Origin of the sequence: Acinetobacter towneri, from assembly GCF_001758345.1 — a bacterium.
In the GTDB taxonomy this organism is placed as follows: domain Bacteria; phylum Pseudomonadota; class Gammaproteobacteria; order Pseudomonadales; family Moraxellaceae; genus Acinetobacter; species Acinetobacter towneri_A.
Genome location: NZ_MKQS01000009.1, coordinates 119,232 through 141,206 on the forward strand (window position 1 = coordinate 119,232; position 21,975 = coordinate 141,206).

The following is a 21,975-nucleotide window of genomic DNA, read 5'->3' on the forward strand; positions in this document are numbered from 1 at the left end:
ATCATTTTCAGCTTTGGCTGTGATCACTTGGATTCAAAACTCAGTAAGATAATGCTGTAAAATTCATGTTTTAAATCATCTGCAACAAGGATAACTAGAGTTTCTATGCAAAAAAAATAATTAAAAATGAATTTTATATGAATAAAAGAGATATATGTGAATCAGGTAAAAATGCGTTTGTGAAAACACCCGCATTTTTCAATTTGGGTGTTTTCAGCTAGCGCTTTGGTATGATTTACCTTTCGGAGGATTATTTGGTTTGGTTGGCTTTGACAATCTGATCGAAAATGCCACCATTTTCAAAGTGTTGCTTCTGAACTTTGCTCCATCCACCAAACTCTTGATCAATAGTCACCAACTTCAATGGTTTAAATTGCGACTTATATTGTGCCAACACCGTAGCATTACGTGGTCGGTAATAATTCTTCGCAGCAATGTTTTGACCCGCAGGCGAATAGAGATAGTTTAAATAGGCTTTGGCTAAGTGTTGATTGCCATCTTTTTGCACATTTTTCTCTACAATCGCCACAGGCGGTTCAGCCAAAATAGATAGAGAAGGCGTGATGATCTCAAATTTACCCGGTTGTTCACGCACGGCTAAATAGGCTTCATTTTCCCAAGCTAACAAAACATCACCAATGCCACGTTCTGCAAAAGTGGTGGTTGCACCACGTGCGCCTGAATCCAACACTTTGGTTTGTTTATAAATTTGGCGAACAAACTCTTGCGCTTTAGCATCATTGCCCGCAGGTTGATGTTTTGCCCATGCCCACGCTGCCAAATAGTTCCAGCGTGCACCGCCAGATGTTTTTGGATTTGGAGTAATGATTTCCACACCAGGTTTGACCAAATCGCCCCAATCTCGAATACCTTTCGGGTTGCCTTTACGCACTAAAAATACAATTGTGGATGTATAAGGKGTCGAGTTGTGCGGAAATTTCTTTTGCCAGTCTTTAGGTAATAGACCGCGTTTGGCAATTTCATCAATATCGGCAGCCAGTGCCAAAGTCACGACATCGGCACCTAGACCATCAATCACCGCACGTGCCTGTTTGCCCGAACCGCCATGTGATTGTTTAAAGTTAATGTTTTGCCCCGTGGCTTTTTTCCAGTACGCACCAAAATCTTTGTTAAAGTTATCGTATAATTCACGGGTTGGATCGTAGGAAACATTCAGAAAGTCTTTTGCAGAAACGCTCAAGGTTGTTGCCGAAAGTACTGCCGCCAGTAGTCCAATTTTCAGTTTTGTAAAGTTCATGTTTGACCTCAGGTATTAAATCTGTTGTTGAATGAGGCAAGCATATCGGTAGTCTATTTGCTGAAAAAATAATTTAAAATGCGGTGAATATCAGTAAATGATAAATATAAATTTCTTCATTGTTTTCTATATTTAGAGATAAATAACGAGTACTTCTTCCATGCAGTGTTATAAAAATGCCAAGCCTACCGAGCAGATTCATGTGTTAGATCGCGCGTTTCATTATGGTGATGGATGCTTTAGCACTGCACGTTTTCGCCAAAATCAAATTGAATTATTTGACCGCCATTTGGCGCGTTTGCAATATGCCAATCGCCAACTTTCTTTAAATGCCAATCTTGAGTTAATCACTGAAACGCTGACACTTTTAAAGCAGGCGCATGGCGAGTTAAATGGTACTTTGAAGATTGTTTTAAGTCGTGGTGTGGGGCAGCGTGGCTACAGCTTGCCTGATCATCCTGCCGATGTTTGGGTGTTTTTCTATCCACAAGTACAAGCGGCTTTAGATACGGCATATCATTATGACATCATTCAAAGTGGCATCTTGGCACAAGCGATTGGACTAAGCATGCCGAATTTAGTTGGGCTGAAAAGTCTAAACCGACTTGAACAGGTATTGCTCAAACAAGAAGCCGATCAAAAAGGCTGGACAGAAGCTTTGGTTACTGATGTACAGGGCAGTGTGGTTGAAGGTGTGAGTAGTAATTGTTTCATTCGTATAAACAATACATGGATTACCCCGCAACTTGGTTATAATGGCGTGCACGGTGTCATGCGGGCAGAAATTTTATCGCGCATGCAACAACAGAATTTGCATTGTGAACAGCGTGATGTTCATGTTTCGGAAATTGCGCAGATTCAAAGTCTGTTTTTCTGTAATGCCTTAACGCCCATGAAAATTGTCAGCCATTTAGGGCAGCAGGTTTTAGATGTGCAGCCGTGTGTGGAACTATTTAAGCAACTTCAACTGAATCAGATTCATTCTTATGTCTAAGCGTCCATCAAAATCTAAAAAGAAAACCAAACCTATATGGTCTAAGCGTGCTATTCAGGGTGCGCTTATTTTTGTACTCGGACTGTTTTTGGTCATTGGCATGATCTTATGGTCCAGCTTATTTAAAGATTATCCAGTTGAAGGAAAAAAACAATTATTGGCGATTAATGATGGTGATACTTACTCACGTTTTATTGACCGTTTGGCAGAACAAGATCATGTGAATTTTCCAATTGTTTTAAAACTCTATCAACGGGTGATGATTCACGACAGCATGAAAAAAGGCGTGTATGAAGTCCGTCAGGGCATGAGTGTACGTCAGGTTTTGGAAATGATCGCCAATGCTGAAAATGCACAAATGAACCGTATTTTGGTGATCGAAGGTACGACCTTTAAACAATTGATTGATGCGTTAAAGAAAGATGAGCTGGTCACTAAAGAAGTGTCGCATTTGCCGTATGATCAAATGCTCAAAGCTTTAAATATTCCTTTTACACATCCCGAAGGTTTATTTGCGCCGAATACCTATTTCTTTGCCAAAGGTGAAACTGACCGTAAAATTTTAACCGATCTGTATCAGCATCAAATGAAATCATTGGATGATGCTTGGAATAATCGTGCAGCAGATTTGCCCTATAAAAATAAATATGAAGCTTTAATCATGGCATCTATTATTGAAAAAGAAACCAATGTTGATGCTGAATTAGAGCAAGTTTCAGGTGTGTTTGTACGTCGTTTAAAACTGGGTATGCGTTTACAGACTGACCCAACCGTTATTTATGGTATGGGAGATCGTTATCAGGGCAATATTACCCGTAAGGATTTACGCACTCCAACGCCATACAACACCTATACCATGAGTGGCTTAACGCCAACACCAATTGCTTTGCCAAGTCAAAAAGCCATTGAAGCGGCCATGCATCCAGATCAGTCTGACAATATTTATTTTGTCGCGACAGGTAATGGTGGACATAAATTTAGCACCAATTTGCAAGATCATAACCGCGCCGTACAAGAATATTTAAGCGTAATACGTGCCAAAAAGTCAGGGGAATAAGTATGTTTATTAGTTTTGAAGGCACCGAAGGTGTAGGTAAAACCACACTGATTCAACGTATTCACGATTATCTTACGGCACAAGGCCAGTCTGTGGTACTCACCCGTGAACCAGGTGGCACAGCTATGGCTGAGCAAATTCGTAATTTGTTACTTAGCGTTAAGCATGAAGAAAAAATGTGTTCCGACACAGAGCTGTTGTTGATGTATGCCGCACGTGCACAGCATTTAGATCAGGTGATTTTACCTGCACTTGCTGCAGGTAAAACTGTGTTATGCGACCGTTTTAGTGATGCCAGTTTTGCCTACCAATGTGCTGGCCGTGGTTTAAGCGTAGCGAAGTTGAACATGCTGAATAGCCATTTTGTGGCACGTATGCCTGACTTAACTTTCTGGTTGGATGCCCCAATTGAGCTGGGTATGACCCGTGCACGTGCTCGGGGTGAGTTAGACCGCTTTGAACAAGAAAAAGCTACTTTCTTTGAGAAGGTAAGAGGCGGCTATCAAACTTTATGGGAGCGGCATCCTGAGCGAGTGAAGCGTTTAGATGCAACACAAAGTCCAGATCAAGTATTTGCACAAGCGATGCACTATTTGCAAGCGAAAGCATAAAACGCAAAGGCATATACAAAAAAGCATAACAAGCCATTGGGTTGTAGTTAGACATTTGATTGAATGGAAAAATCTTCTATAGTGGAAACGCTTTAGAATATTTTTTTAAATAGTGAATATTAAGTATGACCAAAGAAGAAATTATTGAATTTTTAAAAGTAGAGTTTCCGCAAAGTTTGGAAAAATGTGAAATTGTGTCCATCACGCCACGTGGCGCATTGGTAAATTATCACATCGATGAACGTGATTTACGCCCAGGTGGTACGGTATCGGGACCGACCATGATGACTGTTGCAGACTATGCACTTTATATCGCCATTTTAGGGGAGTTGGGTTTGGTGGCTTTGGCGGTGACCAGCAATTTAAACATCAACTTTTTACGCAAGCCCGCAGCAGGGCGCAATTTACGTGGTGAATGTCGCTTAATGAAAGTAGGTAAAAACCTCGTGGTCGGTGAGGTTTGGGTATATTCCGAAGGTGTAGATGATGCCGTGGCGCATGTCACAGGGACGTATTCGATTCCACAGATTGGCTGAGAATAAAGTCAGCTTTATCTTAATTTTAGTTACTTATATTTACCATGTGGTTACATATGTACACATACCACATGAAAATCAGGGTTTGATTGGTTAAAAAATAATCACAAATATTTCATTTTATGTTTTTCATATAGATCAAATCTGTTTTTGTCTAAGCTAGCAACCCGTAAGTGATAAAACAAGGGAGCTAAATGCTTAAATTTAAGAACAATATTGTTCATGGAGCAATCTTTGATATGGATGGAACAATGTTTGATACTGAACGATTACGGTTTCAAACATTGAAGCAGGCATCTCAGGAGCTCATTGGCGTTGAATTTTCAGACGTATACCTCATGCAATGTTTGGGTTTGAGTGCAAAGAGCGCTGAACAACTGGCGCAAGCAGAATATGGTGCAGACATTCCTTACCGTGAGATCCGTCAGCGTGCTGATGAACTAGAACTAGAAAGTGTGCGCAATTTTGGTGTGCCCATTAAAAAAGGTTTGTTGCAGGTATTAGAGCGGTTACGAAAGTCTGGCTTGAGAATGGCGGTTGCTACGTCTAGTCGTCGTGCCATTGCCGAAGAATATTTGATTAATGCCAATGTCTATAAGTTTTTTGATGTATTAGTTTGTGGCGATGAGGTGCAACAGGGCAAGCCACATCCTGAAATTTTTATAACAGCCGCACAAAAAATTAATCTAGAACCTAGCGAATGTTTCATGCTGGAAGATTCTGAAAATGGAATCAAATCTGCACATGCAGCGGATGGCATAACCATACTATTTCGGGATATAAAAAAACCTAATGCTAATATGTTGTCACTCACGCAGCATTATTACGCAAGTATGCAAGCTTATTTAGATGACTTAAATCAAGTTATTCCTGTATTGGAAATGCCGAGTTTACAAGAGGCCTTCCCGCAAACTTTAAATCAGTTGAGTGTGGGGATTCATGGTTTTGGTGCAATAGGTGGGGGCTATTTGGCCCAAATTTTATCGCACTGGGATGGCTATACCCGTCCTAAACGTATTTATGCTTCTACACGGAATACCTTATATCGTTCTGCAGTAAACGCCTTTGGAACGTATTCAATTCGTTATGGACAATGTTCTTATGATGAACGAATTGAAAATATGCACATCATTGATGCGGAGAACTTGCAGCAGATGCAGCAAATGTATGTGGAGTCGAGCCTAATTGCATTATGTTTGCCTGAACATGCTTTACAGCAAGAGGCTAAAGTAATTGCGCAGGGCTTATATGCCCGTTTTATAGCGCAAGTTGAACTCCATCAGCCTTTAACTATTTTGGTAATTTTAAATAAAGTTGGGGCAAAACAGCTCTTGATGACGCATATTCATCAGGCGTTAGAGACGTTGTTGGATCCCGATACGGCAGCCAAAATTATGGCGCAGCATTATTTTTGCGATACTGTCGTAAATAGAATGGTCTCTAAATTAAGCGATCAAAACTTATATCGCCAATTACGCATCAAGTATAATATTTTTAAGCAATTTCAGTTGGATGACGAAGCAGAGCCAATTGAAATTGAAGATAATACTCGATTGCAGCCTGAGCAAGAGCGTCAAGCCACCTTATATGTAGAAGATTTAAGACGCAATTTTCAGCCCAGTCACATTTTGCAAAGTATGGATTTAATTTTATTTCATGCTGAAAGTGACATGCCTATTTATGTGGAAAATGCCAGTCCATTATTGCAACACATGCGTCAAATGATTTTGGTAGATGATATTGCCGAAATCCAACTCATTAAAAATCGTTTATGGAATGGTGTACATGCCATGATGGCTTGGTTATCCAGTTTAATAGGGCATAACAGTATTGGTGTCGCAATGGCAGACCCATTGGTTGCAGATTTTACCCGCGCTGTTTCGGCACAAGTAGCGTTGGGATTAGCTGCACAGTTGCCGCATCGTCAGCAAAACTTAAAGCATCTGGCACAGAGCTTTCTGGACTCATGTGAACATGCCTATAAAGACCCGTGTCAGCGTGTGGCACGTGACCCTTTGCGTAAACTCTCAGCCAATGAACGGGTGATGGGTGCTTTGATTTATCATCTGCAGCATGATTTAGCTGCAAATTATGTGCAGAAAGGAGTGGTGTTGGGCTATCTGTATGCAATTAAAATGCAGCAGTTGGGGGCTCAAGCAGCATTACAGCATTTGTCAAAACAATTGCAAAATGCGCCTATAGACGAACAGACACGGCAGCAATCGCAGTACATAATTAGCCACCAATTACAGCAACTATTGGCTGGTCAAGTTCGCTTAGAAGCATTTATTCAAGATGGTACTCAAGTTGCAGCCGTAATCTAAAACTCAACTTGATGAATTCTTGGGGGGAGGTTTAGTAAGTTAACGTCATCATATTCAAAATGATAAAATACCGAATCGTGTTATGGAACACGATTCGGTGCTTTCTTGCATTAGAATTCAAATGCACTTTATTCACAGATACTTTTATGCAAATGCTGTTGTGTAACAAGCAATCAGATCACTCATTCACCAATGGGGTTTCCACTTGGAAATTTGGTGGAATAAGCACAGTCTTACGCAATTCAGGTGCGAGTTCAGGATAATCTAGCGTGAAGTGTAAACCACGCGATTCTTTGCGTTGCATGGCACAGCGCACAATCATTTCAGAAACCAGAACCAAATTACGCAGCTCAATCAAGTTTTTACTGACTTGATAGTCCTGATAATACTCGGTGATTTCACGTTTTAGCATTTCAATACGGTGCAAGGCACGCTCTAAACGCTTGGTGGTGCGTACTATGCCGACATAGTTCCACATGGTTGCGCGTAGCTCATCCCAGTTTTGTAAAATCACCACATCTTCATCAGGGTTAGTGACTTGAGAGTCATCCCAAGCAGGGACTTCAGGCGAGCTATAATCTGCGGTGTAATGGGCTTCAATATGTTTGGCGGCCGCCATTCCATAGACAAAACATTCTAAAAGAGAGTTACTTGCCATACGGTTAGCGCCATGCAAACCTGTATAAGAAGTTTCACCAATCGCATATAAACCTGCAATATCGGTTTGGCTATGTTCATTGACCATCACCCCGCCACAAGTGTAGTGGGCAGCAGGTACAACAGGAATCATATCAGTGGTTATATCAATACCTAATTCCAGTAAACGTGCATACAGCGTTGGGAAGTGTTCCTTTACAAATTCTGCAGGTTTATGAGTGATGTCTAACCACACATGACGTATACCTAAGCGTTTGATTTCATAGTCAATTGCACGTGCGACAATGTCACGTGGTGCCAATTCTGCACGCTCATCAAAACGCAGCATAAAGCGTTCGCCATCAGGTAAACGTAAATATGCACCTTCACCACGCATGGCTTCAGTAATTAAAAAAGAACGCGCCTGAGGATGATACAAACAGGTTGGATGGAACTGGTTAAATTCCATATTGGCTACACGGCAACCTGCACGGTATGCCATGGCCATACCATCGCCCGTCGCAATGTCTGGGTTTGATGTGTAAAGGTAGGCTTTCATTGCGCCGCCGCAGGCAAGTGCAGTAAATGGAGCAAGGAAGGTATGTACTTTTTGAGTACTTTCATCTAGTGCATATAAGCCCAATGAGCGATTAGCTTCGTTTAAACCAAGCTTTTGTGAGGTAATCAGGTCAATGGCAATATAGTTTTCAAATATCGTGATGTTTTGCTGTTCTTGAGCACGTTGCACCAAAGTCATGGAAATTGCACGACCTGTTGCATCGGCAGCGTGAATAATACGGCGCTGAGAATGGCCACCTTCACGGGTTAAATGCAATTGCTCTTGTTCGTCTAAGGTAAACTGCACACCATGTTTGAGCAGAAAATCTACCGAAGGTTTACCGCCTTCCACCGTTTGTTTTACGGCGTCAATTTCACATAAATGTGCACCTGCAATCATGGTGTCATCTATATGTTGTTCAATTGAGTCGGTTTCATCAAGGACTGCAGCAACACCACCTTGCGCATAGAAGGTGCTGGCTTCAGTGAGGGTAGATTTTGCCAAAACGGCGATTTTGAAATGCTGGGGTAATGAGAGCGCTAAACTCAAACCTGCACCACCACTTCCCACAATAATCACATCAAATTGATGTGTTGTGTTTAAATTAGACATGTCCATCAGCTAATTTGAAAAAAGTTGGATAATGACACCCCTTTTTGCAGAAAAACGCAAGTGCGAAGTGGGCATGAATAATGAAAAAAAAGAATAAACGGGAAACTTTTATGGAATATTCCAACTTTTATGACAATTTTGTCCAATCTATTTCAGATGTTGAGCTTTAAGTCAGATTCAGCATGGTTAAATATTCAATCTCATCAAACTGATTTAATTGCAATAAACTAAAAGCTGAAACTGAAAAGATTCAACATTTTATTACGCAAAACCGAGTAATTTTGTGATAAATAAGATGGGTTCAAAGTCATAATTATTATTGAGTGAATGCTATTTATGAAAAATCGCAATTTAAAAAAAGGTTTATATGCGGCTGTTTTTACTATGGCAACTGTGCAGACTCAAGCAGCACCACCAGTAGACTTTTCTAATTTGGTTGAGCAGGTGAGTCCTGCTGTTGTGAGTGTCAATGTGGTCAAAAAAATGAGTCAGGAAGAACTCTTACAACAACAAGTTCCAGAAATTTTACGCCGTTTTTTTGGCAATCAAGTCATTATTCCACAACAACAATTGCCACAAGAAAAAACAGGTTATGGCAGTGCATTTTTTATTAGTAAAGATGGATACCTTTTAACGAACCACCACGTGGTGGAAGATGCTTCAAAAGTTACAATTGTACTGAATGACCGCCGTGAATTAGATGCAACTGTGGTGGGCAGTGATGAACGTACCGATGTCGCTTTATTAAAAGTGCAAGGTGTGAGTTTCCCAGAGTTGCGTACAGGCAATGTCGATCAATTGCGTGTGGGTGAGCCTGTACTTGCAATTGGGTCTCCATTTGGATTTGACTATTCTGCATCGGCAGGGATTGTTAGTGCAAAAATGCGGAATATGATGGGTGAAACCTCAGTACCCTTTATTCAGACCGATGTAGCTTTAAACCCAGGTAACTCAGGTGGGCCACTGTTCAACCAGCGTGGTGAGGTTGTGGGCGTGAACTCCCGTATTTTTAGTGGTACGGGTGGTTATATGGGGTTGTCATTCTCTATTCCTATTGATGTAGCAATGGACGTGGCCGATCAGTTAAAACGAAATGGTAAAGTGACCCGCTCTTATTTAGGGGTGAGTTTGCAAGATATTGATCGCAATCTGGCAGAATCTTATAAACTCAGTAAACCTGAAGGGTCATTAATTACTCAAGTTGCACCAAATTCACCTGCTGCACGTGCAGGTTTGCGTGCAGGGGATGTGATTCTTAAATACAACGGCACAGCTATTTCCAGAACCTCTGAATTGTTGAACTATTTAAACCGCTCAGTGCCCAATCAAAGTATTCAGCTTGAAGTATTACGTGATGATAAACGCCGTAATATTACTGCTACTGTGAGCACAGCTCCTGATGACACTCCTGCCAAAAATAACCCTGATACAGCAGCTAAAGGCCCTGTTTTAGGGGTGTCAATTCGCGATTTAAGTGTYGCAGAACAACGCCAATTAGATATTAAAGGCGGTGTGTTGATTCAGGAAGTGCGTCGTGGTGGCTCGGCTGCTCAGGCGCGTATTATGCCAGGCGATGTCATTGTGCAATTGAATAACACCACTATCCAAAATGCCAACCAATTTGTTGAAACAGTATCTACCTTGAAACAAGGTGCTATTGCACGTGTGGTGATTATTCGTCAAGGACAACGTGCGATTATTGGCATGCGTATTCAATAAGCTGATGCAGCATGAGATCAAATAGTGAATTAAACTAAAATTTAGAATTTTACTAAACTTTAGATAGTCACATATTTTAAGAAAGTCGCTCTGGAATTAGGGCGACTTTTTTATGTAACTCTGCATTTTTGTTAGACTAGACCGACATGACCGTTTAGTTAAAAGGATGACATGAGTAGCATATTTGATTTAAAAATCACCGTACAGCCAGAACATATAGATATTTTGGGTCATGTGAATAACGTGGTTTATGTGCAATGGATGCAAGATGTGGCATCGGCGCATATAGAGCAGCTAGGTTTAGGTGTACAAGAATATTTGAAGCTGAAACATGCCATGGTCGCTGTAGAACACCATGTGCAATACCGTAAAGCAGCTCTCGAAGGAGAGGAGCTGATTTTACGAACGTGGCTCAGTGATTTGAATGCGCTGTATTCATTTCGTCAGTATGCATTTTATCGCCCGCAAGATAAAAGCCTGTTATTTATGGGTAGCACACAATGGGCATGTGTGGAAATTGCCACAGGCCGTCCAAAGCGTATGTCACCTACCTTTACGCAAGCTTATCAGCCACTGGCTGCAGATGTTAATCCTTTAGATTTTAGTGCTTATGATTAGTCGAGAGATAAGTTAAGTACCGAGTGTGCTCTAGTTGGGTATTACGATTCGTTATATCTTGAGGTTTTTAAGATTCATAAAGTATTTAAATCTACACATAAAACGTCTAAGTCTGCTGTATAAAAAGAAAAAACTAAAGGGCAGCAAAAGGAACTCATTATTATGGATACATTGAAAAATCCATCTGCTATAATCCTTCGCAATTTCTATTCGGCTTTTGCTCTGCATGAATTTTAAGGTGCAGGGCGTGTTATTTTTTAAGGTAACCCATGGCGCAAGCTAAAAAATCTGTTGATATTAAAAACATCCGTAACTTTTCGATCATTGCGCACATCGATCATGGTAAATCGACTCTGGCAGATCGTTTCATTCAAACCTGTGGCGGTCTACAAGATCGTGAGATGCAAGCGCAGGTGTTGGATTCTATGGAGCTTGAGCGTGAGCGTGGGATTACCATTAAAGCCACCTCGGTGACTTTGTACTACAACCATCCAAATGGTCAGGAATACCAATTAAACTTCATTGACACCCCAGGACACGTCGACTTTTCCTATGAAGTCTCACGTTCTTTGGCAGCTTGTGAAGGTGCGCTATTGGTGGTTGATGCGGCACAAGGGGTGGAAGCACAATCTGTTGCAAACTGCTATACCGCAATCGAGCAAGGCTTAGAAGTTTTACCTGTACTGAATAAAATTGATTTACCACAGGCAGAACCTGAGCGCGTGATTCATGAAATTGAAGAAATTATTGGTATCGAAGCGCAAGATGCACCCACCTGTTCGGCTAAAACTGGTTTAGGCATCGACAATGTATTAGAAACCTTGGTGAGTGTCATTCCTGCACCACAAGGTGATCGTGATGCGCCCTTGCAAGCCTTAATTATTGATTCATGGTTTGATAACTATCTAGGCGTTGTGTCGTTAGTACGTATCAAGCAAGGTCGTGTGCGTAAAGGCGATAAAATGTTGATGAAATCGACAGGTCAAACGCACATTATTACCTCAGTTGGTATTTTTAATCCAAAACATACCGAAACAGGTATTTTGGAAGCAGGCGAAGTTGGCTTTGTTATTGCGGGTATTAAAGATATTTTTGGTGCGCCCGTGGGCGATACCATTACACTCGCAACGACACCAGAAGTAGAAACCTTACCAGGCTTTAAAAAAGTTAAGCCGCAGGTTTATGCAGGTTTATTCCCAATTGATGCTAGTGACTTTGAACCGTTCCGTGAAGCATTGCACAAACTACAAATTAACGACTCAGCTTTGTTCTTTGAACCTGAAAGTTCAGATGCTTTAGGCTTTGGTTTCCGTTGTGGTTTCTTGGGCATGTTGCACATGGAAATCGTACAAGAGCGTTTAGAGCGTGAGTACGACTTAGACCTGATTTCATCGGCACCAACGGTTATTTATGAAGCCGTGATGAAAAATGGCGAAACAATTTATATCGACAGTCCTTCTAAAATGCCTGATGGTTCAACTGTAGAAGATTTGCGTGAACCGATTGCAGAATGTCATATTTTAGTGCCACAAGAATACTTGGGTAATGTCATGACCTTATGTATTGAGCGTCGTGGTGTGCAAAAGGATATGAAATTCTTGGGTAACCAAGTATCCATTACTTTTGAAATTCCAATGGCGGAAGTCGTGATGGACTTCTTTGACAAATTGAAGTCATGTTCACGTGGTTTTGCATCCTTAGATTATAACTTTGTTCGTTTTGAAAGTTCATCTTTAGTTAAAGTAGACGTACTAATTAACGGTGAAAAAGTTGATGCCTTGGCGATGATTTGCCACCGTCAAGATGCACGTCACCGTGGTATTGCCTTGGTTGAAAAAATGAAAGACTTGATTCCGCGTCAAATGTTTGATGTGGCTATTCAGGCTGCAATTGGTGCGCAAATTATTGCACGTTCAACTGTGAAAGCGATGCGTAAAAACGTACTTGCGAAGTGCTATGGCGGTGACGTTTCTCGTAAAAAGAAACTACTTGCCAAGCAAAAAGAAGGKAAGAAACGTATGAAGCAAGTGGGAAGTGTTGAAATCCCGCAAGAAGCTTTCTTGGCCGTACTCAAAGTCGAACGCTAAAATTATAAGGATAAAAACCCATGGATTTTGATTTTAATTTGATTCTCGTTCCTGCCACATTGTTTTTTATTGTGGTGTGGCTGCTCGATAAATTTGTATTTAAGCAAAGAGCAACCAAAGGACGAGGCAATGAAAACTTCATCATCACATGGGCGTATGATTTTTGGCCTGTTTTGGCAGTGGTCATGGTACTGCGTTCATTCCTGTATGAACCATTCAATATTCCGTCAGATTCTATGGTGCCAACTTTAGAAACGGGGGATTTTATTTTGGTGAACAAGTTTGAATACGGTGTGCGTTTGCCAATTATCAACAGCAAAATTATAGATGTGGGTTCGCCTGAACGTGGTGAGGTTGCGGTGTTCCGTTATCCACCACAACCAAGCATTAGCTATATTAAGCGTATTGTCGGTTTACCAGGTGATCATATTGTTTATGACCATGGTCAGTTAAGCATCAATGGTAAAAAAGTAACAAAAACTCCAATCCAATTTAGCCGTGAAAAAGACAGTTTAGATACACCTACATCAATTTACCATCAGGAAACTTTAGGCACGCATACATTTACCATGCGCGAACTTGAAGGTGTCAACGTGGCACGTCAGGCACCATTCCTGAACTATGTAGACAATGGTAAATATTCAGCAGAAAATGGTTTATATTGGGAAGTCAAAGTACCTGACGGTCATTACTTCGCGATGGGGGATAACCGCGATCAAAGTGCTGACAGTCGATTTTGGGGCTTTGTACCAGAGGAAAACCTAACAGGTCGTGCATTCTATATTTGGATGCATAAAGAACCTGGGTTTAATTTGCCGTCATTTAGTCGTAACGGCAAAATTGATTAATACAGCAGATTAGGAAAATAAAAAATGCGTCATCAACAAGGGGCATCTTATATTGCAATTTTAATTGCAATTATTGGTTTTGCATTTATGGCAAAAGTAGCAGTTGCAGTTTGGGGACCATATTTCGATGATCGAATGTTGGACAATCAAATTGAAGAACAATTGTTAAATGGGCCAAAAAATCTATCACCACAAAAATTTATTGGTGAAATGGACAAACGTTTAAGTATGAACAACATTCGCGATATTAAATTTGCAGATGTTGCTCAAGTCACGAATGTTGATGGTCTGCAAGTGAAAAAAGAATATGAAATAAGAAAACCTTTCTTATTGAATATTGATATTGTAATGAAATTCGAGAAAAGTTTTGATCAAAGCTCAGTCCAAGCTAAATGAGACCCGTCTAGCCAACCGAATCGGTTATCAGTTTAAGCAACCTGAATTGCTTAAAATGGCTTTGACTCACCGTTCGGTGAGTCATAAACACAATTATGAACGTTTGGAATTTCTAGGCGATTCATTATTGGGCATGATTATCGCCAATTATTTATATGAGGCCTATCCTCACGAAAATGAAGGTCGTTTAACGCGTATGCGGGCAACCTTGGTTCGTCAGGAAGCCTTAGGCAAAATCGCCAATGATTTAAAGCTCAGCCAAAATTTAATTCTCAGTACAGGGGAATTGAAATCTGGCGGTCATCATCGTGAGTCTATACTGGCAGATACCGTAGAAGCGATTATTGGCGCCATATATGTCGATAGCGGTGATTTAAATTTACTGCAAACGATTGTGCTAAAATGGTACAGCCCTTATTTAGATCATATTGAGCCAACCGATCAACTCAAAGACCCTAAATCACGTTTACAAGAATATTTACAAGCACGTAAAAAACCTCTCCCAGTTTACGAGGTTGTAGATATTCAGGGTGATGCCCCGAATCAGCATTTCATTGTGGAATGCCGAGTCGATAGCTTGCCTGTAATGAAGGGTGAAGGTTCAAGCCGTCGCTTTGCCGAGCAGGCAGTTGCGGCAGATATTTTAAAATTTTTGGAGCAAAAGTCTGAATGACCATCCATTCCGATCACGTAGATGCTGATCACGAGTCGAATAACGACGCCAATGACCTAATTAACCAATTCTTTAGTGGTCAGGGAACTGAAATTCCATCTGATTTCCGCAGTGGTTTTGTTGCGATTGTTGGTCGCCCGAATGTGGGTAAATCAACCCTCATGAACCATTTGTTAGGTCAAAAACTATCCATTACTTCACGTAAGCCACAAACCACACGTCACAAAATTGTGGGAATTGATTCACGTGAAAAATCTCAGGCTGTGTTTGTAGACACACCAGGGATGCATAAAAAAGAAGTCCGTGCCATCAACAAAATGATGAACCGTGCTGCATCGTCTGCTTTGCGCGATGTGAATTTGGTTTTGTTTGTGGTGGATGCACAAAAATGGACGCAAAATGATGAGTTAGTCCTAGAAAAGCTGAAAAATGCAGAAATGCCAGTGATTCTGGTGATTAACAAACTCGACACTTTTGAGAATAAAAATCAGGCTTTGCCGATTATTCAAGAACGTGCCAAGTTAATGAACTTTGCCGAAATTGTACCTGTATCGGCATTGCGCGGCGCGAACCTAGATCATTTGCGTGACACGATTGAACGCTATTTGCCATTCCAGCCACCGTTGTATTCGCTAGATCAAATCACAGACCGTTCAGAACGTTTCTTGGCATCTGAAATTATCCGTGAAAAGATCATGCGCCAATTGGGCGAAGAACTGCCTTACGATTTAACCGTGCAAATCGAATCATTTAAAACTGAAGATGCGGTTTTAAATGAAAAAACGGGTCGTATGAAAGCACCATGTACCTATATTGATGCCACTATTTTTGTAGATCGCTCTGGTCAAAAAGCCATTGTGATTGGTGAAAAAGGCGCGAAGCTGAAAAAAATTGGTATGGATGCACGGGTCGACATGGAAAAAATGTTCGAGCAAAAAATCATGCTGACGCTTTGGGTGAAAGTCAAAGGTGGTTGGTCTGATGATGAACGTGCATTAAAAAGCTTAGGATATAGCGATATCTAAGTTTGACGAAAAGGGAACTGTGATGATGAAAGTGTTGGCCATTGTGGCATGTATGTTTGTCTTGCAAGGTTGTATTCACAAAGTTGTGACAGTTCCCGTAAAAGTTGCCTACAAAACTACAAAGGGTGTGGTGAAAGGCACTGCTGCTGTAGTTGGTGCTGTCATTCCAGATGGTGATGACGAAGAAAAATCCAAACAAGAATCCTCTAAAGAACAGGATTAATTGACGCTATCATGCGTAATGAAATCTTGCATGGTTATTTAATCCATCATCGAAAATACCGCGAACGTAGCCATATTGTGCACTTGTTTACCCGCGAACATGGGCGGGTTGATGGTATTTTAAGACAAATGCCACCGCCACAATATCAACCGATTCGCATACAAGCTTCGGGAAAATCAGACCTTAAAAATTTCACTAAGCTGGAAATTGTCAATCAACCCGTTTTTTTCTTTGGTGATGCATTTTTTTCAGGCTTTTATTTAAATGAAATTGTGTTGCGCTTGTGTTCTGCCGAAGTGGAAATGCCTGAAACTTTTGTGCAATATCACCAGACTTTGGCGCATTTACAACATTTATCTAGTCAAGAAAATCCTAATCTATTTTTAAGACAAATTTTACGTCAGTTTGAACATGCATTATTGGAAGAATTAGGCTATGCGATTGATTTTTCAGTCGATGCGAATCAAGAGCCGATTCAGCCCAATCTACATTATCATTTTCAACTGAATGATGGTTTTATCCCTACTACACAAGCTTCACGAGCCAATTTGCTTGGCGCACAGATCCTCAGTATGTGCGACTATGAAAAAGGTAGGGATTTTAACCCAGAGCAGTTACAATTACTGTCTCGGCTGTATCGACAAATGATTAGTTCACTGTTGGGTGATCGACCTTTAAAAAGTCGCCAATTGTGGATTCAGAATTCTCAAACCCAAGCGTAATGTAGGAACCTATTATGGCTTTACTCGGTGTCAATATTGACCATGTGGCAACTTTAAGACAAGCGCGTGGCACGAACTATCCAGACCCTGTGAAGGCCGCATTAGTTTGTGAACAGGCGGGTGCAGAGGGGATTACTTTGCATTTGCGTGAAGATCGTCGTCATATTCAGGATGATGATGTGCGTCGTATGCGTCCGTTGTTGAAAACCCGCATGAATTTGGAAATGGCAGTCACCGAAGAAATGATCGAGTTTGCCAAGGAAATTCGTCCACAGCATGTATGTTTGGTACCTGAGCGCCGTGAAGAAGTAACCACTGAAGGTGGTTTGGATGTAGTAGGCAATTTTGCAGCAGTTAAGGCCGCTACTCAGGAATTAACAGCAATTGGCTGTGATGTGTCACTGTTTATTGATGCAGATCTTGCACAAATTGATGCGGCCGTTGCATGTGGTGCACCGACCATTGAAATTCATACAGGCGCGTATGCCAATGCAGAAAATGAAGCTGCACAGCAAGCTGAATTGACCCGTATTGTTCAGGGCGTAGAATATGCAGCTAGCCGTGGCTTAGTGATTAATGCAGGGCATGGCTTGAACTTGGATAATGTAGGTGCAATTGCCGCAATTCCACACATCCATGAGTTAAATATTGGTCATGCTTTAATTGGTGATGCTGTATTTGTCGGATTGGAGCAGGCTGTTAAACGCATGAAAGCCGCGATTGATGCAGCGCGTTAATCTGTATATTTGAAATTGAAAGATAAAATTTGAAACGTTATGTCCAGCATAAATTATGATGAATTGATGCAGCCTGTAATAGCATTTTTAGGCTGTGAAACACCTAAAGAATGGTTGAATGAAGCATTAAATAATTTAGATATTTTGATGCAAGATCACGCCAACTGTGAGAAAAAAGCAGCAGGCACAGCCATGAACTTGATGTTTCGTTACAGCTTTTTTACCGATTTGCAGGTCAAACTGGCACAGTTGGTACGCGAAGAAATGTTGCATTATGAGCAGGTGCTAGAGTTTATGGCAAAGCGTGGGCAAACGTGGCAAGGTTTAAGTGCAGGGCGTTATGCAGGTGGTTTACGTAAAGAAATCCGCACCTATGAACCCGAAGCATTGATTGATGTGTTGGTGATTGGTGCCTTTGTAGAAGCACGTTCATGCGAGCGTTTTTATGCGCTTGCGCCACTCGTGGATGAAGAATTAGGAAAATATTACCGTTATTTGCTTAAATCAGAATCACGGCATTATGAAGATTATTTGGCACTGGCTTTGGATGTAGCAAAAACAGCAAAACTGAAAAACCCTGAAGAAGATATTCAGGGGCGAATTCAGCATATACGTGAAGTGGAAAAGAATCTTATTTTAAGTCCAGATGATCTGTTCCGTTTTCATAGTGGTGTGCCTGTGCAAGCCGCTTAAAACTTGTAGATGATCTAAGATAGAAAACGGAACTTCGGTTCCGTTTTTTTATCAATCAAGTTATTGCTTAGGTATTTTGATTGTGGATTGTTGCCTAAGTCACTTAGAAATGATCAAGGCTAAGATTAGGAATTACATTAAGCTGAATTGCCCAAAACAGTTACATTCATCTTTTTGAACGATTAAGGCATGAATCGCTGCTTGGTTATTTACAGACCACATCATCCATAAATTTTAGGCAATAAAAAACCCAAGTCGTTATGCTTGGGCTTTTTAGAATTTGGCTCTCCCACCTGGGCTCGAACCAGGGACCTGCGGATTAACAGTCCGTCGCTCTACCGACTGAGCTATGGGAGAATCTGAATGCGATTATAAGCAGATTTAAGCAAGGGTCAAGCATAAATTGTCATGTTTCTTTCATTTTGACTTTATATGCTTTTTATTTGAACAAAAAAATTTTTTTATAAAAAAATCATCCATAAAACTTGCGTTACACAAAATCGATTGTTAGTCTGAGTAACAGAACAAGGCGTTTAAGTAGATCTTAAACAGTGTGGATTTAACCCAACTTGCCAGCACTAAAATGGCTAAATCGGAGTAAGCGAATGAATACGCTCAGCATTTCTGATATTTTTTCTCAATTTTCTTATTATCAAGAACATTATCTTTCTATCCTGTCTACGCCTGAACAATACTATACTGCTGTAAAAGGTGCATATATTCACGTCTGGCCTTTTGCACCTCAAGATTTGTATTTGGGCGATTTATTGCAATTGTGGTTTAGTGAAAAATGGCTCATTCAATCAACCTGTCAATTGCTTTCAGACCATCCAGACAACGGCACCAAAAAACCATTGCAGCGTGATCATGATTTATATTTGTACCAACTAGTAGGCAGCGCACTTTCGGGGAGCAACCGTTCACGTGTATGGTCTGTGTCTGAACAAAAACAATTGCGTGTAGAATTAGACTCTGCTTTTCGCTATTTATGTGAATATAAAGCGACATCACAACCTGCAGTGTCTAAATCAGAACTGATTGCTGCGTTGAAAAACGGTGTTTAATCTAAAAAGTGTTTAATCTATGATGATTCATGATTGTCAGCCAAATAGATTTGCATTGAATCGAGCTAAATGACTTGCACTAAAATAGTGTTATTAACTGCGATAAAGATTTGCGAACAGTTTGAAAAGGATATTCAGCCGTGTGGATTAAAATATGTATTGCCACGCTCGCATTTGCTGCAAATTCTTTGCTGTGTCGTTTGGCATTGGCTGAACAGCAAATTGATCCTATGAGTTTTAGTTTGCTCCGAGTTGGCAGCGGGGCGGTGTGCTTAGGATTATTCTATGTTGTTTTGCAGGTTCAACAACCAATTCAATTCCAATGGAAATCTGCCCTAAGCCTTGCTGTATATCTACTTGGTTTTTCGTTGGCATATTTGCATATTGATGCAGGCATAGGTGCATTAATTCTATTTGGCGCCGTGCAAATCACCATGATCAGCTATGCGATTTTGCATGGTGAGCGCATGACTTTACCGCGTTGGGTCGGGTTGGGCTGCGCTATATTAGGGATGGGCTTGCTACTATTGCCTAAAGCCAGTACGCCAACGCTCAAATACGCATTAATGATGTTATTGGCAGGTATTGCATGGGGGTTTTATAGCATTGCCGCAAAGACGATGCAGCACGCTTTAACCAATACGCTGTCTAATTTTATTTTGGCGACACCAGTTGTTGCTGTATTTTTTCTTTGGCATTTACCTGCAAGTTTTATCACTTGGCAGGGTGTGGTTTTGGCTGTGTTGTCGGGTGCATTGGCTTCGGCTGGGGCGTATGTGCTGTGGTACAGCATTGTGAAAAAAATTGATCACATTACCGCAAGTACTGTGCAACTTTCTGTACCGTGTTTGGCGATTTTAGGCGGTGTGATTTTTTTAGGTGAACAACTCACCCTGTTGATGGTCGTGGCAACCTTGATCGTGTTGTGTGGTATTTTGATGGTGATTTTAACCAAACCTCGTGTATAAAACCGTTTAGATTGCTGTTGTTTTGATTTTTTTGTATTGGAATTTTTATATCAATCAAGAAATGATCTTGAGGCTTTTTAAAAGCGTTATTTGTGATCTCTCCTCAGAAATGAGGAAAAATGATGAGTGAAAAAACGTAATTAAAACAAAACCCACGATTCAATCGTGGGTTTTGTTCATCTAAACAGGTTTAGATTATTTGGCAGCTTTTTCAGCTTCGATTGAAGCAATCGCTTCATCTACACCTTCAATTGATTCTGCTGCTTTTTTGATACGTGCAAGAGCATCTACAAGCACTTCGTCTGCAGTTGCATAAGAAATACGCATGAAACCGCCTAAACCGAACGCATCACCAGGAACAACGGCAACACCAGTTTCTTCCAATAACCAAGCAGAGAATTCTGTGCAAGATTTTAAGCCTTTCGCACGAATCAATGGTTTGATGTTTGCATACGCATAGAACGCGCCATCTGCAGGTAAGCATGAAATACCTTTGATGTCATTCAAGCCATTTACAACTAAGTCGTGACGGCGTTTGAATGCTTCAACCATTGGCTCAAGTACGTCTTGTGGGCCGTTCAATGCAGCTTCTGCAGCAACTTGTGAAATAGAAGTTGGGTTAGAAGTCGATTGAGATTGAATTTTCTTCATCGCACCAATCAGTTTAGCAGGGCCCGCTGCATAGCCAATACGCCAGCCAGTCATTGCATAAGCTTTAGACACACCGTTTAATACGATTGTGCGGTCATAAAGGTCAGGTGCAACAGTTGCGATGTTATAGAACTCATCATCCCAACGGATTGGTTCATACATATCGTCAGATGCAATGAATACTTCAGGGTATTTACGTAGTACAGCAGCCAAAGCTTCTAATTCAGCTTTGGTGTAGATCATACCTGTAGGGTTAGATGGGCTGTTTAACACCACTAAACGTGTTTTGTCAGTGATCGCAGCTTCTAATTGTTCAGGCGTGATTTTGAAACGTTGTTCTTCACCACATTCCACAATAACTGGCACGCCTTCAGCAATAATCACCATATCTGGATAGCTTACCCAGAACGGTGCAGGGATAATCACTTCATCACCCTTGTTTAACAGAGCCAACGCCAAGTTAAAGAATGATTGCTTACCACCACAAGACACCAAAATTTGGTTCGCTTGGTAGTCAAGATTATTGTCACGTTTTAATTTTGCGATAATGGCTTTTTTAAGACCAGGCGTACCGTCAACAGCAGTATATTTTGTAAAACCGTTATTAATTGCTGCAATAGCTGCATCTTTGATGTGTTGTGGTGTATCGAAATCCGGTTCACCTGCACCCAAACCAATAACGTTATGACCCGCAGCTTTAAGTTCAGCGGCTTTATTGGTTACTGCAAGTGTTGGGGACGGTTTGATGGCATTGACACGATCAGAGAGACGTACGTCCACGGCATATTCCTTCTTATAGGGATAAAAAAATAAAAAGCATATTATCTTAGCCTAAATTCGATGTCTGCGTCGTTTAAAATTGCATCAAATTAATAAAAAATCACCAAATTAGACCAATTTCCTATGAAATCGTGATTAAAACTGCTGTGAGGTGGAAGTTTCTCGCATCGGGCGGCAAAAAACT

General features: G+C 40.9%; 21 protein-coding genes and 1 tRNA gene. 18 read left to right on the forward strand and 4 right to left on the reverse strand.

The features are described from left to right. Window positions 1–250: 250 nt before the first annotated feature. Window positions 251–1,258 (reverse strand): sulfate ABC transporter substrate-binding protein, encoded by a 1,008-nt coding sequence (locus BJN41_RS06810; protein ID WP_019837699.1) that lies wholly within the window; start codon window positions 1,256–1,258, stop codon window positions 251–253. Window positions 1,259–1,418: 160 nt separating this feature from the next. Between BJN41_RS06810 and pabC the strand changes: the two genes are divergently transcribed. The 5 genes from pabC (at window position 1,419) to mtlD (ending at window position 6,780) form a co-directional block, all read left to right on the forward strand. Next, window positions 1,419–2,252 carry an aminodeoxychorismate lyase gene (gene pabC, locus BJN41_RS06815; RefSeq protein ID WP_019837698.1) on the forward strand — a complete coding sequence of 278 codons (834 nt, stop codon included), beginning with the start codon at window positions 1,419–1,421 and terminating at the stop codon, window positions 2,250–2,252. Further along, window positions 2,245–3,309, forward strand: coding sequence for an endolytic transglycosylase MltG (mltG, locus tag BJN41_RS06820; protein ID WP_070154161.1), 1,065 nt, complete (start codon window positions 2,245–2,247; stop codon window positions 3,307–3,309). The genes pabC and mltG overlap by 8 nt, the downstream gene beginning before the upstream one ends. Before the next feature lie 2 nt (window positions 3,310–3,311). After that, entirely contained in the window at window positions 3,312–3,920 is a 609-nt protein-coding gene (tmk, locus tag BJN41_RS06825; RefSeq protein WP_070154162.1) for a dTMP kinase, read from the forward strand. Between the two features lie 125 nt (window positions 3,921–4,045). Further along, window positions 4,046–4,456, forward strand: a complete 411-nt coding sequence (locus tag BJN41_RS06830) for a PaaI family thioesterase (protein ID WP_004971730.1) — start codon at window positions 4,046–4,048, stop codon at window positions 4,454–4,456. A 194-nt stretch (window positions 4,457–4,650) separates the two neighbouring features. Further along, on the forward strand, window positions 4,651–6,780 hold the full coding sequence (gene mtlD / locus BJN41_RS06835; protein ID WP_070154163.1) for a bifunctional mannitol-1-phosphate dehydrogenase/phosphatase: 2,130 nt from the start codon (window positions 4,651–4,653) through the stop codon (window positions 6,778–6,780). Between the two features lie 178 nt (window positions 6,781–6,958). On the opposite strand, the gene nadB is transcribed toward mtlD, so the two are convergent. Continuing rightward, window positions 6,959–8,593 (reverse strand): L-aspartate oxidase, encoded by a 1,635-nt coding sequence (gene nadB, locus BJN41_RS06840; RefSeq protein ID WP_167562400.1) that lies wholly within the window; start codon window positions 8,591–8,593, stop codon window positions 6,959–6,961. 330 nt (window positions 8,594–8,923) lie between these two features. On the opposite strand from nadB, the gene BJN41_RS06845 reads away from it, so the two are divergent. The 11 genes from BJN41_RS06845 to BJN41_RS06895 all read left to right on the forward strand — a co-directional run bounded on the left by BJN41_RS06845 (window position 8,924) and on the right by BJN41_RS06895 (window position 18,328). Continuing rightward, window positions 8,924–10,306, forward strand: a complete 1,383-nt coding sequence (locus tag BJN41_RS06845) for a Do family serine endopeptidase (RefSeq protein ID WP_070154165.1) — start codon at window positions 8,924–8,926, stop codon at window positions 10,304–10,306. A gap of 171 nt (window positions 10,307–10,477) precedes the next feature. Next, complete coding sequence (locus BJN41_RS06850; RefSeq protein ID WP_019837691.1) at window positions 10,478–10,924, forward strand: acyl-CoA thioesterase; 447 nt, start codon at window positions 10,478–10,480, stop codon at window positions 10,922–10,924. A gap of 269 nt (window positions 10,925–11,193) precedes the next feature. Continuing rightward, window positions 11,194–13,011 (forward strand): translation elongation factor 4, encoded by a 1,818-nt coding sequence (gene lepA, locus BJN41_RS06855; protein WP_019837690.1) that lies wholly within the window; start codon window positions 11,194–11,196, stop codon window positions 13,009–13,011. A 20-nt stretch (window positions 13,012–13,031) separates the two neighbouring features. After that, on the forward strand, window positions 13,032–13,859 hold the full coding sequence (gene lepB, locus BJN41_RS06860; protein ID WP_019837689.1) for a signal peptidase I: 828 nt from the start codon (window positions 13,032–13,034) through the stop codon (window positions 13,857–13,859). A 24-nt stretch (window positions 13,860–13,883) separates the two neighbouring features. Then, window positions 13,884–14,255 carry a DUF4845 domain-containing protein gene (locus tag BJN41_RS06865; protein WP_019837688.1) on the forward strand — a complete coding sequence of 124 codons (372 nt, stop codon included), beginning with the start codon at window positions 13,884–13,886 and terminating at the stop codon, window positions 14,253–14,255. Continuing rightward, window positions 14,227–14,928: a ribonuclease III gene (gene rnc / locus BJN41_RS06870; RefSeq protein WP_026438189.1), complete on the forward strand. Its 702-nt coding sequence runs from the start codon at window positions 14,227–14,229 to the stop codon at window positions 14,926–14,928. The genes BJN41_RS06865 and rnc overlap by 29 nt, the downstream gene beginning before the upstream one ends. Next, window positions 14,925–15,953, forward strand: a complete 1,029-nt coding sequence (era, locus tag BJN41_RS06875) for a GTPase Era (RefSeq protein WP_004971721.1) — start codon at window positions 14,925–14,927, stop codon at window positions 15,951–15,953. The genes rnc and era overlap by 4 nt, the downstream gene beginning before the upstream one ends. Window positions 15,954–15,975: 22 nt before the next feature. After that, window positions 15,976–16,176, forward strand: a complete 201-nt coding sequence (locus tag BJN41_RS06880; RefSeq protein WP_019837686.1) for an NF038104 family lipoprotein — start codon at window positions 15,976–15,978, stop codon at window positions 16,174–16,176. An 8-nt stretch (window positions 16,177–16,184) separates the two neighbouring features. Beyond that, window positions 16,185–16,898, forward strand: coding sequence for a DNA repair protein RecO (gene recO, locus BJN41_RS06885; protein ID WP_026438188.1), 714 nt, complete (start codon window positions 16,185–16,187; stop codon window positions 16,896–16,898). 11 nt (window positions 16,899–16,909) lie between these two features. Then, window positions 16,910–17,635 carry a pyridoxine 5'-phosphate synthase gene (gene pdxJ / locus BJN41_RS06890; protein ID WP_026438187.1) on the forward strand — a complete coding sequence of 242 codons (726 nt, stop codon included), beginning with the start codon at window positions 16,910–16,912 and terminating at the stop codon, window positions 17,633–17,635. 39 nt (window positions 17,636–17,674) lie between these two features. Next, the gene (locus BJN41_RS06895) at window positions 17,675–18,328 is read left to right on the forward strand and encodes a tRNA-(ms[2]io[6]A)-hydroxylase (protein WP_026438186.1); all 654 of its coding nucleotides are present in this window, start codon (window positions 17,675–17,677) and stop codon (window positions 18,326–18,328) included. A gap of 281 nt (window positions 18,329–18,609) precedes the next feature. On the opposite strand, the gene BJN41_RS06900 is transcribed toward BJN41_RS06895, so the two are convergent. Then, window positions 18,610–18,685 (reverse strand) — tRNA-Asn (locus tag BJN41_RS06900). 248 nt (window positions 18,686–18,933) lie between these two features. On the opposite strand from BJN41_RS06900, the gene BJN41_RS06905 reads away from it, so the two are divergent. Both BJN41_RS06905 and BJN41_RS06910 read left to right on the forward strand, forming a co-directional pair. After that, window positions 18,934–19,392, forward strand: coding sequence for a hypothetical protein (locus tag BJN41_RS06905; protein WP_019837681.1), 459 nt, complete (start codon window positions 18,934–18,936; stop codon window positions 19,390–19,392). 140 nt (window positions 19,393–19,532) lie between these two features. Then, complete coding sequence (locus BJN41_RS06910) at window positions 19,533–20,360, forward strand: DMT family transporter (protein ID WP_019837680.1); 828 nt, start codon at window positions 19,533–19,535, stop codon at window positions 20,358–20,360. A gap of 195 nt (window positions 20,361–20,555) precedes the next feature. Here BJN41_RS06910 and BJN41_RS06915 read toward each other — a convergent pair whose 3' ends face one another. Then, window positions 20,556–21,791: a pyridoxal phosphate-dependent aminotransferase gene (locus tag BJN41_RS06915; protein WP_004971708.1), complete on the reverse strand. Its 1,236-nt coding sequence runs from the start codon at window positions 21,789–21,791 to the stop codon at window positions 20,556–20,558. Window positions 21,792–21,975: the final 184 nt, after the last annotated feature.

Coding starts and splice junctions, on each gene's coding strand:
- pabC (WP_019837698.1), top strand. CDS start 1,419: ATGCAGTGTTATAAAAATGCCAAGCCTACCGAGCAGATTCATGTGTTA.
- mltG (WP_070154161.1), top strand. CDS start 2,245: ATGTCTAAGCGTCCATCAAAATCTAAAAAGAAAACCAAACCTATATGG.
- tmk (WP_070154162.1), top strand. CDS start 3,312: ATGTTTATTAGTTTTGAAGGCACCGAAGGTGTAGGTAAAACCACACTG.
- BJN41_RS06830 (WP_004971730.1), top strand. CDS start 4,046: ATGACCAAAGAAGAAATTATTGAATTTTTAAAAGTAGAGTTTCCGCAA.
- mtlD (WP_070154163.1), top strand. CDS start 4,651: ATGCTTAAATTTAAGAACAATATTGTTCATGGAGCAATCTTTGATATG.
- nadB (WP_167562400.1), bottom strand. CDS start 8,593: ATGGACATGTCTAATTTAAACACAACACATCAATTTGATGTGATTATT.
- BJN41_RS06850 (WP_019837691.1), top strand. CDS start 10,478: ATGAGTAGCATATTTGATTTAAAAATCACCGTACAGCCAGAACATATA.
- lepB (WP_019837689.1), top strand. CDS start 13,032: ATGGATTTTGATTTTAATTTGATTCTCGTTCCTGCCACATTGTTTTTT.
- BJN41_RS06865 (WP_019837688.1), top strand. CDS start 13,884: ATGCGTCATCAACAAGGGGCATCTTATATTGCAATTTTAATTGCAATT.
- era (WP_004971721.1), top strand. CDS start 14,925: ATGACCATCCATTCCGATCACGTAGATGCTGATCACGAGTCGAATAAC.
- BJN41_RS06880 (WP_019837686.1), top strand. CDS start 15,976: ATGATGAAAGTGTTGGCCATTGTGGCATGTATGTTTGTCTTGCAAGGT.
- BJN41_RS06895 (WP_026438186.1), top strand. CDS start 17,675: ATGTCCAGCATAAATTATGATGAATTGATGCAGCCTGTAATAGCATTT.
- BJN41_RS06905 (WP_019837681.1), top strand. CDS start 18,934: ATGAATACGCTCAGCATTTCTGATATTTTTTCTCAATTTTCTTATTAT.